General features: G+C 70.7%; 5 protein-coding genes. All 5 read right to left on the bottom strand.

The annotated features are described in order from the left end of the window. Window positions 1-131 precede the first annotated feature (131 nt). Window positions 132-905, bottom strand: coding sequence for a TetR/AcrR family transcriptional regulator (locus ACWD68_RS37080; RefSeq protein ID WP_451810864.1), 774 nt, complete (start codon window positions 903-905; stop codon window positions 132-134). Between the two features lie 381 nt (window positions 906-1,286). Further along, window positions 1,287-3,626 carry a glycosyltransferase family 39 protein gene (locus ACWD68_RS37075; RefSeq protein ID WP_451810863.1) on the bottom strand — a complete coding sequence of 780 codons (2,340 nt, stop codon included), beginning with the start codon at window positions 3,624-3,626 and terminating at the stop codon, window positions 1,287-1,289. Further along, a complete protein-coding gene (locus ACWD68_RS37070) occupies window positions 3,623-5,101 on the bottom strand; it encodes a glycosyltransferase (protein WP_451810862.1) in 1,479 nt (492 codons plus the stop codon). Before ACWD68_RS37070 ends, ACWD68_RS37075 begins: the two co-directional genes overlap by 4 nt. A 14-nt stretch (window positions 5,102-5,115) precedes the next feature. Then, window positions 5,116-6,723 carry a sensor histidine kinase gene (locus ACWD68_RS37065; RefSeq protein ID WP_451810861.1) on the bottom strand — a complete coding sequence of 536 codons (1,608 nt, stop codon included), beginning with the start codon at window positions 6,721-6,723 and terminating at the stop codon, window positions 5,116-5,118. Then, window positions 6,720-7,460, bottom strand: a complete 741-nt coding sequence (locus ACWD68_RS37060) for a response regulator transcription factor (RefSeq protein WP_451810860.1) — start codon at window positions 7,458-7,460, stop codon at window positions 6,720-6,722. The genes ACWD68_RS37065 and ACWD68_RS37060 overlap by 4 nt, the downstream gene beginning before the upstream one ends. Window positions 7,461-7,580: the final 120 nt, after the last annotated feature.

Below are 7,580 nucleotides of genomic sequence, written 5' to 3'. Positions count from 1 at the left end.
CCGGATCGAGCAGCGGTTCCCTCCTGGACCCACGTCTGATCCAGCGGCGACGGACTGGGATGTACCGGCACGGCCCCGACCCACCCACCGAACCCCCCACCGAGAACCGCCGAGGCCCCCGCACGCGAGGCTCAGCCCCGCGCCACCATCGCCTCGATCCCCGCGACCAGCATCTCGAGTGCGAACGAGAAGTCCCGCTCCCGCATCTCCGAGACGGTGTCCCCGCCCCGCGCCTCCATGAGATCCGCCGCACTCTCGACGTTCGCCGCGAACTGCGGCTGTTCGCTGATGGTGCTCATGGCCTGCCGGAAGTACTCGTCCTGCGACATCCCCGCCGAGGCGCACCGCTGCACGAAGTGCCCCTCGATCGTCCCGAACCCGTACACGAACTGGAACACCGCCGACATCGCCCCCATCTGCCCGTGCGGCGGCAGCCCGGTGTTCCGGATCACCTCCTGCACGCGGAGCGAGAACGCCATGGAATGCGGCCCGATGTTCAGGAAGTTCCCGATGAGCGGCGACACCCACGGGTGGCGCACCAGCAGCGCCCGGTACCCCACAGCCAGCGCCCGCAGCTGATCCCGCCAGCCCTCCCCCGACTCGGCGTCCGGCAGCGCCAGTTCACCGAACACGGCGTCGAGCGCGAGCTCCAGCAGATCGTCCTTGGTGTCGACGTACCAGTACACGGACATCGCCGTGACGTTCAGCTCAGCCGCCAGCCGCCGCATGGAGAACTTCGCCAGGCCCTCCGCGTCCAGCAGCCGCACCGTGGCCCCGGTGATCCGCTCCCGGTCGAGTCCGGACGGCTGGCCGCCACCCCGGGCCGCTCCGCCCCGGGGTGCCCTGCCCTCCAGCCAGACACTGGTCCGCGTCGGCCGCTCGCCCCTGTCGGCTGCCCTCACCATGGCGCACCCTCCTCGGAACTCGAACCACGGAGCGGGCTGGAACTCCCCGGCCCACCCTCCTTCATGATGCTAGGCGGGCCCTCCACGAAGAACCGCCCCGCGGAGCCCGCGCGACCTCGGGACGGTGTTGTCGAGCAGCACGGTGAGCTGCGCGGGACAGATGACGCCGAGGATCAGCCGGCGCTGGGAGGCGGAGTTCCCGGCGGCGACGACGGCGACCCTCCCACCGCGAAAGACGAACGGGCGATGGCCCGGAGCACGTTCGCTCCGGGCCACCGCCCACCTGCCGAAACCGACGCCGACCCATCGGACCACCGGACCACCGAACCCGGGCGCCTACCAGGCCGTCGCCCGCCTACGGGCCCTGCGGACCACCGCCGGTCAGCTGCTGCTCGTCGGCTGCGTCAGGTCGTAGAAGGTGGCCGAACCCACCGTCACCTTCTTGAAGTTGGCCGTGACCCACGAGCTGATCTGGGAGGAGCTCGAGGTCGTACCGGAGTTTCCGCCACCGCCCATGCCGCCACCGCCCGAGATGAAGTAGTGGATCTTGCCGTCCGTCACGTATTTCTTGAACTGGGCCAGGGTCGGGGACGGGTCGGTTCCGTTGAAGCCGCCGATGGCCATCACCGGCTTGCCGGTGGCCAGTTGGTAGCTCGCGGAGTTCTGGGAGCCGACGGCCGCCGCCGCCCAGGTGTAGTGGTCCGCGTTCTTCGACAGCAGCGTCTTGGCCTTGGAGCTGACGGTCGCGCCGTTCAGCAGTCCGCCGACACCGCCGCCGCCCCCGCCCATGCCGCCGTCACCCGTACCGCCGCCGGGCATGCCGCCCTGCTGGTTCTGGCCCTGGGTGTTGCCGTTGCCCTGCTGGTTCTGGCCCGGGAGGCCACCGGTGCCGCCCGTCGGGGGCCGGCCCATGCCGCCGCCCTGCTGCCCGTTCTGTGTGGTGCCGTTGCCGTTCTGCTGGTTCTGGCCGCCACCGGGGAACCCGCCCCGCATGCCGCCACCGCCGCCGCCGGGACCGCCGCCCATCATGCTCGCCCCGGACGGACCGGCCGTCACGATGGATCCGGTGTGCCCGGTGTTCACGGTGGAGAGCGTGTACGCCGTCGGACCCGCGACCGCGGACACGAAGCTCAACGCGACCGCCGCGAGGGCCAGCCTGCGGCCCAGCCGGCCCGCGAAGATCAGGCCGAGCGCGCCGGCCAGACCGCCGACGAGGACCAGCCACTTGAGCCACGGCAGATAGTCGGAGGTGCGGTTGAGGAGGACATATCCCCAGGCAGCGGACGCGGTGACCGCACCGGCGAGGGTGAGTGACGCCCACACCCTGCCCCGCTCCTCCCACAGCACCGTCGCGCCCATGCCGACCACGGCGGCGATGTAGGGGGCCAGGGCCACCGTGTAGTACTGGTGGAAGATGCCGGCCATGTAGCTGAAGACGAGCGTGGTCATCAGCAGCGCGCCGCCCCAGGCCAGGAACGAGCCGCGGGCCAGGTCGGTCCGCCTCGCCTTCCGGGTGAGGACGATGCCGGCCACCAGCAGGATCAGGGCCGCCGGGAGCAGCCACGAGATCTGGCTGCCGATCTCGGAGTTGAACATCCGGTCCCAGCCGGTCTCACCCCACTGCCCGGTGCCACCGCCGCCACCGCCGCCACCGCCGCCGACGCTGCCGGTCTCGTCGCCGTTGATACGGCCGAGGCCGTTGTAGCCGAAGGTCAGCTCCAGGAAGGAGTTGTTCTGCGAGCCGCCGATGTACGGGCGGGAGGACGCGGGCCACAGTTCGACGATCGCGACCCACCAGCCCCCGGCGGCGACCATCGCGACCGCCGAGAGGCCCAGCTGCGCGAACCGCTTCCGCAGCCTCACCGGCGCACAGACCGCGTACAGCACGGCCAGCGGCGGAAGGATCAGGAAGGCCTGGAGCGTCTTGGCGAGGAAGGCGAAGCCGACCGCGACACCCGCCCAGACCAGCCACTTCGTCCGGCCGTCCTCCAGGCCGCGGATCACGCAGTAGACCGTGACGGTCATGAGCAGCGCGAGCATCGCGTCCGGGTTGTTGAACCGGAACATCAGCGCGGCGACGGGAGTGAGCGCGAACACCGCGCCCGCGATCAGACCTGCCGCCGGGCTGAACCTGCGGCGCACGGCCGCGTACAGGACGCCGACCGTGGCGACGCCCATGAGTACCTCGGGAACGAGGATCGCCCAGGAGCTGAGCCCGAAGATCCGTACCGACAGGGCCATCGGCCACAGCGAGGCCGGGGGCTTGTCGACGGTGATGGCGTTGGCCGAGTCGAGCGAGCCGAAGAAGAGGGCCTTCCAGCTCTGGCTGCCGGCCTGCACGGCCGCGGAGTAGAAGGAGTTGGCGTACCCGGAGGCGCTCAGGTTGTACAGGTACAGCACCGCGGTGGCGAGCAGCAGACCGAGCAGAGCGGGGCGCGCCCAGCGCGGGTCCTCCGGCCGGCCTCTCCAGGCCCGCCGGAAGAACGGCTCCTCGGGCTCACCGGACCCGGGCTCCGCCACGGGCGGAACCGGCTCCGGGGGGAGCGTCGAGGCGGGCGGCCCCCAGGAGTGACCGGAGCTTCCGGAACCCTGGGCACCCGCCGCGGAACCGGCGCCGACGGCGGAACTCACGCCCCCGGGACGGCTCGTACTCGTGTCGGCACTCATGCCGGTACTCATGCCGGTACTCGCGTCGGTACTCGTGTCGGGCTGTGTCGTCATCGCGCGTTCCTCGGATCGTGATCGTGCGGGCGCACCGCCTGCAACTGCATGGTCGAGTCCCCCCAGGTGCGGTCCGCGGCTTCACCGGCGCGGAACTGGGCTGTGTCGTACGAGGACGAAGGCGCCGTCGGGCGCTGCGGCAGCGGTCCGTGCGCGCCGTGCCGTACGGCCGTCGGGTGGACCGGCGGACCCGGCTGGTGCGAGGCCACCACCGGGGACGGCGACGGTGTCTCGTCCTGGCGGTCCGGGAAGACCCAGGCGCGGAAGAGCAGGAAGCGCAGGACGGTCGCCGCGAGGTTGGCGGCGATGAGCACCGCCAGCTCGGTGGAGTGCGAGGGATCGCTCGTCGCCGCGTTCAGGGCGGCGAGGGAGCCGCTGGTCAGGGCCAGCCCGATGGCGAAGACGACCAGGCCCTGTGCCTGATGCCGGACGGCGCCGCCCCGGCCGCGTACACCGAAGGTCAGCCGCCGGTTGGCCGCCGTGTTGGCGACCGCCGACACGAGCAGCGCGAGCGCGTTGGCGACCTGCGACCCCGAGAAGGAGCGGAAGCCGCTGTAGAGCAGCAGATAGAAGAGCGTGGACAGGCCGCCCACGACGCAGAAGCCGACGAGCTGACGGGCCAGCCCCTTGGGTACGTCGGTCAGTTCGCGGTCGCGCGGGTCGTCCCCGAAGGGCCGGGCGAGCCGGTCGAGCGACAGCGAACCGGTGGCGAGAGCGCGTCCCACCCGCCACACCCCCTTGAGGTCGTCCGTCGCGGTCTTCACGATGTGGACGGTCGAGTCCGGGTCGTCGACCCAGTCGACCGGCACTTCGTGGATGCGCAGCCCGGCCCGCTCGGCCAGCACCAGCATCTCGGTGTCGAAGAACCAGCCGGTGTCCTCGATCAGGGGCAGCAGCACCTGGGCGACATCACGGCGGATCGCCTTGAAGCCGCACTGCGCGTCCGAGAAACGGGCCTGGAGCGAGCCGCGCAGGATCAGGTTGTACGTGCGGCTGATGAACTCCCGCTTGGCACCGCGCACCACGCGCGAGGAGCGGGACAGCCGCGAGCCGATCGCGAGGTCCGAGTGACCGGAGATGAGCGGGGCCACCAGCGGCAGCAGCGCGTTCAGGTCGGTGGACAGGTCCACGTCCATGTACGCGAGAACCGGCGCGTCGGACGCCGACCACACGGTCCGCAGCGCCCGGCCGCGGCCTTTCTGCTCCAGCCGGAAGGACGTGACCTCCGGGATCTGTGCCGCCAGCCGCGCCGCCACCTGAGGGGTGGTGTCCGTCGAAGCGTTGTCCGCGACCGTGATGCGGAACGCGTACGGGAACGTGCGCTTGAGGTGCTCGTGGAGTCTGAGCACACATGGCTGGAGGTCCTTCTCCTCGTTGTAGACGGGGATCACTACGTCCAGGACAGGCGTACCGGCGTCTGTGGCCGGGAGGTGCTCCCGCGCCGGCAGGTTGCCGGGAGAAGAGTCGGTTCGCATGGGAACGACTCTCGTCAAGCCCCCTGTTGCACCCATGTGGTGGCGCTGTGCTGTGCCTGTGAGTGCGGTTGCCACGATGTTTCGAGGGCGAGCGCGGGCAGATGCAGCGTGAACACGGTCCTGCCGGGCACGCTGTCCACGGTCACCGCGCCCTCGTGCGCGGCCGCGACGGCCTGCACGATGGCGAGCCCGAGACCGGTCGAACCGGAGGATCGGGAACGTGACGAGTCGCCTCGCGCGAACCGCTCGAAGACGCGTGGCAGCAGATCGGGCGGAATACCGGGTCCGTCGTCCTGGACGTCCACGCACAGCCACGGCCCGTGCCGGTGCACCCGTGCGGTGACGGTCGTCCCCGGCGGTGTGTGGGTGCGCGCGTTCGCGAAGAGATTGACCATGACCTGCTGCAGACGGGCGGCGTCCGCCGACACCAGCGCCGGCTCCTCGGGCAGTTCGAGCCGCCAGTTGTGATCGCGCCCGGCGGCCCGCGCGTCGCTCACGGCATCGATCACCAGGGGTACGAGGTCGGTCTGCTCGTGCTGCAACGGCCGCCCGGCGTCGAGCCGCGCGAGCAGCAGCAGATCCTCCACGAGCAGCGTCATCCGCCCGGCCTCGGACTCGATCCGCCCGAGCGCGTGCCGGGTGTCGGGACCGGTCTCCTCCCTGCCGCGTCTGGTCAGCTCGGCGTACCCGCGGATGGAAGCCAGCGGCGTCCGCAGCTCATGACTGGCGTCCGCGACGAACTGGCGTACGCGCATCTCGCTCTGCTGCCGTGCGTGCAGCGCGCCGTGGATGTGGTCGAGCATGCGGTTGAGGGCCGCCCCGACCTGTCCGACCTCGGTGTGCGGATCGGACTCGGACTCCGGGACACGCTCGTAGAGGGTCACCTCGCCGGTGTGCAGCGGGAGTTCGGAGACGCGGGTGGCGGTCGCGGCGACCTTGCGCAGGGGGCGCAACGCGAGCGTCACGATGGCCGCGCCCGCGAGGGAGGCCGCCACCAGACCGGCGGCGGTGACACTGATCTCGACGTAGATCAACGTGGTGAGGGTATTGGTGACGTCCTCGGTCGGGAGCGCCACGTAGAAGGCGCCGTTCCTGCCGTCCGCGTACTGCACGTGGTACTCGCCCCGGCCGGGGATGTCCACGGTGTGCGGGCGCTTGTCCTTCGCGACGGAGGCGAGGACGGCCAGCTGGCTGTCACTGAGCTTGACCGTGGTGGGCTGCTTGACTCCGTTGGAGTCCTTCTTCCCCACGCTGACTATGCCCTTGGTGACCTCGCCGCTCTTCACGATCGCGCCGATGGCGCCCATGCCCTGCCCCCGGGTGACGAATTCCAGGGGATCCTTGACGATGCCGTCCTCGTTCGGGGGGCGGACGGACCCACCGCCCGCCGGGCCGCCCGCGGGGCCTCCCACCGGACCGCCCGCCGCGCGCATCGACGCCTCGGCCACGTTGTCGTCCAGCTGGTCGTACAGGTGCGTACGCAACGCGATCGTGGTCACGGTACCGATCACCGCGCACACGACGGCGATCAGCGCCAAGGACGCGACGACGAGCCGCGTCCGCAGGGTGCGCGGCTGTCGTGCTCGCCTCTTCTGCGCTCGCGGCCGTCGTCGTCCGCTCATGACACGGCGGGCTTGATCAGATATCCGGCCCCACGCCGGGTGTGGATCATCGGCTCGCGCCCGGCGTCGAGCTTGCGGCGCAGATACGAGATGTAGAGCTCGACCACATTGGCCTGCCCACCGAAGTCGTACGACCACACACGGTCGAGTATCTGTGCCTTGCTCAGCACCCGGCGCGGATTGCGCATGAGGAAGCGCAGCAGCTCGAACTCGGTCGCGGTGAGGTGGATGTTGTCACCGCCCCGCGACACCTCGTGACTGTCCTCGTCCAGGGTGAGGTCACCGACGACCAGCACGGACTCGGACCGCCGGTCGGCGGCGCCCGAACGCCGGATGAGACCGCGCAGCCGGGCCACGACCTCCTCGAGGCTGAACGGCTTGGTGACATAGTCGTCGCCACCTGCCGTGAGCCCCGCGATCCGGTCCTCGACCGCGTCCTTCGCCGTCAGGAACAGCACCGGGACATCGGGCAGCTCCCGGCGGAGCCGGCCGAGCACCGTCAGGCCGTCCATGTCCGGCAGCATCATGTCGAGGACGACGGCGTCGGGCCGGAACTCGCGGGCGGTCTGCACCGCACCCGTCCCGTCACCCGCGCTGCGGATCTGCCAGCCCTCGTAGCGAAGGGCCATGGACAGAAGCTCGGTGATCGACAGCTCGTCGTCCACCACAAGCACCCGGACGGGGCTCCCGTCCGGCCTCAGCAGTTCGGTGCGCCCCTGGGGCGAGGTCGTGGTCATAGCGGACACCTTGGTGGGCGCCGCTGAGAGCATCCTTTCGGCAACCTGTGATTTCCCTGAGAAATGCACAGGTGCCTCTCAGGGAACTCCTGGGAAGATCACGCGGTTCCCGGCGGGGCC

The organism is Streptomyces sp. NPDC005141, from assembly GCF_053599975.1.
The sequence above is the reverse complement of the archived record's forward strand: the minus strand, read 5'-3'. Positions and strand labels throughout refer to the sequence as shown.

Bases quoted from the DNA above. Each gene is read 5' to 3' on its own strand.
- ACWD68_RS37060 (WP_451810860.1), bottom strand. From the start codon at position 7,460: ATGACCACGACCTCGCCCCAGGGGCGCACCGAACTGCTGAGGCCGGAC.
- ACWD68_RS37080 (WP_451810864.1), bottom strand. From the start codon at position 905: ATGGTGAGGGCAGCCGACAGGGGCGAGCGGCCGACGCGGACCAGTGTC.
- ACWD68_RS37075 (WP_451810863.1), bottom strand. From the start codon at position 3,626: ATGACGACACAGCCCGACACGAGTACCGACGCGAGTACCGGCATGAGT.
- ACWD68_RS37065 (WP_451810861.1), bottom strand. From the start codon at position 6,723: ATGAGCGGACGACGACGGCCGCGAGCGCAGAAGAGGCGAGCACGACAG.
- ACWD68_RS37070 (WP_451810862.1), bottom strand. From the start codon at position 5,101: ATGCGAACCGACTCTTCTCCCGGCAACCTGCCGGCGCGGGAGCACCTC.